Source organism: Streptomyces sp. A0958 (genome assembly GCF_004795035.1).
GTDB lineage: Bacteria > Actinomycetota > Actinomycetes > Streptomycetales > Streptomycetaceae > Streptomyces.
Genome location: NZ_SSBK01000082.1, coordinates 1 through 2,274 on the forward strand (window position 1 = coordinate 1; position 2,274 = coordinate 2,274).

2 protein-coding genes are annotated in these 2,274 nt (G+C 67.7%); both read left to right on the forward strand.

Features of this window, described 5'->3' with window-relative positions:
• Positions 1 to 112 precede the first annotated feature (112 nt).
• Positions 113 to 1,384: an IS21 family transposase gene (istA, locus tag E6P78_RS32360; RefSeq protein WP_240799468.1), complete on the forward strand. Its 1,272-nt coding sequence runs from the start codon at positions 113 to 115 to the stop codon at positions 1,382 to 1,384.
• Positions 1,384 to 2,202: an IS21-like element helper ATPase IstB gene (istB, locus tag E6P78_RS32365; RefSeq protein ID WP_136207185.1), complete on the forward strand. Its 819-nt coding sequence runs from the start codon at positions 1,384 to 1,386 to the stop codon at positions 2,200 to 2,202. Before istA ends, istB begins: the two co-directional genes overlap by 1 nt.
• The last annotated feature ends 72 nt before the right edge of the window (positions 2,203 to 2,274 follow it).

The following is a 2,274-nucleotide window of genomic DNA, read 5'->3' on the forward strand; positions in this document are numbered from 1 at the left end:
TGTCGGCGACGGGTGAATCGTGACCCTCTGACGGCGGATCAAAACTGACCCACCTCGTGGTCTACCGACCATCCTGATCTTGATCGAAGGTCAGGAGAAGAGGGTGATTTCCGTGGAGGACTGGGCAGAGATCCGCAGGCTGCACCGGGCCGAGCAGATGCCGATCAGGGCGATCGCCCGGCAGCTGGGTATCTCGAAGAACACCGTGAAGCGGGCACTGGCCACCGACCGGCCACCGGTGTACTCCCGGCCGGCCAGGGGCTCGGCGGTCGACGCGGTCGAGCCGCAGATCCGGGAACTGCTGAAGCAGACTCCGAGCATGCCGACGACCGTGATCGCCGAGCGGATCGGCTGGGAGAACGGCATGACGGTCCTCAAGGACCGGGTCCGCGAGCTGCGTCCGGCCTATCTGCCCGTCGATCCGGTCTCGCGCACCACGTATCAGCCCGGCGAGCTGGCCCAGTGCGACTTGTGGTTCCCGCCGGTCGACATCCCGCTGGGCTACGGGCAGAGCGGACACCCGCCGGTCCTCGTGATGGTCTCGGGCTACTCGCGGATCATTGCCGCACGGATGCTGCCCACCCGCACCACCGGCGACCTGATCGACGGACACTGGAAGCTGCTGACCTGCTGGAACGCGGTCCCCAGGATGCTGGTCTGGGACAATGAGGCCGGCATCGGCCGCGGCAAGGTGACCACCGACTTCGCCGCGTTCGCGGGCCTTCTCGCCACCAGAATCTACCTTTGCCGGCCTCGTGACCCCGAGGCGAAAGGACTGGTGGAGAGGGCCAACGGCTATCTGGAAACATCATTCCTGCCCGGCCGCACCTTCACCGGACCGGACGACTTCAACACCCAGCTGACCGCCTGGCTGAACATCGCCAACCGGCGTCAGCACCGCACCCTGGGCGCCCGTCCGATCGACCGGTGGGAGGCCGACCGGTCCCAGATGCTCGCCCTGCCGCCCGTCGATCCGCCGCGCTGGTGGCGCTTCGCCACCCGCATCAGCCGCGACCACTACATCCGCGTCGACACCTGCGACTACTCCGTGCACCCCCTGGCCATCGGCAAGAAAGTCCAGGTCCGCACCGACACCGACGAGGTCATCGTCACCCTCAGCCCCGGCGGAGCCGAAGTCGCCCGACACCCGCGCTGCTGGGCCAAACAGCAGACGATCACCGACCCCGTCCATGCCCGCGCCGCGGCCCTCCTGCGAGGCGACTACCGCCACCACCAAGCCTCCCGGGCCCTGGCCGCCCGCCAGGCAGGCGCCGCCACCGCGGCTGACCTCGTCGAGGTCGAACAACGACAGCTCGACTCCTACGACCGCATGTTCACTCTCATCGAGGGCGGCGGCGGACACGACGAGCCGGAGGTCTCCTGATGTCACCCACCGCCACCAAGGCCAGTCCCGGCAAGCCCCAAACCGGCCGTCAGACCGCCGCCGACCTGTCCTTCCTGACCCGGGCGATGAAGGCACCCGCGCTGCTGGATGCCGCCGAGCGACTGGCCGAGCGCGCGTTGAAGGAGACCTGGACACACACCGAGTTCCTGGTCGCCTGCCTCCAGCGGGAGGTTTCCGCCCGCGAGTCCCACGGCGGCGAGGCCCGCATCCGGTCCGCCCGCTTCCCCGCGATGAAAACGATCGAGGAAGTCGACGTCACCCATCTGCGCGGCATAACTCGCCAACAGCTCGCGCATCTGGGCACGTTGGACTTCATCGCGGCGAAGGAGAACACCGTTTTTCTGGGCCCGCCGGGCACCGGGAAGACGCACCTGGCGATCGGACTGGCGGTCCGTGCCTGCCAGGCCGGCCACCGCGTCGCGTTCGCTACCGCTGCCGAATGGGTCGACCGCCTGGCCGCCGCCCATCACGCCGGACACCTTCAGGCCGAGCTCACCAAGCTCAGCCGCTATCCGCTGATCGTGATCGACGAGGTCGGCTACATCCCCTTCGAAGCCGAGGCCGCGAACCTGTTCTTCCAGCTGATATCGAACAGATACGAACGAGCGAGCGTGATCGTCACGAGCAACAAACCCTTCGGACGCTGGGGAGAGGTCTTCGGCGACGAGACCGTGGCAGCCGCCATGATCGACCGCCTCGTCCACCACGCCGAGGTCCACTCCCTCAAAGGCGACTCCTACCGCATGCGCGGACGCCAACTCGGACGCGTCCCCACCGCCACACACGACACCGACTGAACACCAGCAACCAGACCCGGTGGGTCAAAGTTCGACCGCCCAAACCGGGTCAGGATTCAGCCGCCGCCGACA

What these genes read in the sequence shown, in the direction of transcription:
- istB (WP_136207185.1), top strand. Translation starts at nt 1,384, where the DNA reads ATGTCACCCACCGCCACCAAGGCCAGTCCCGGCAAGCCCCAAACCGGC.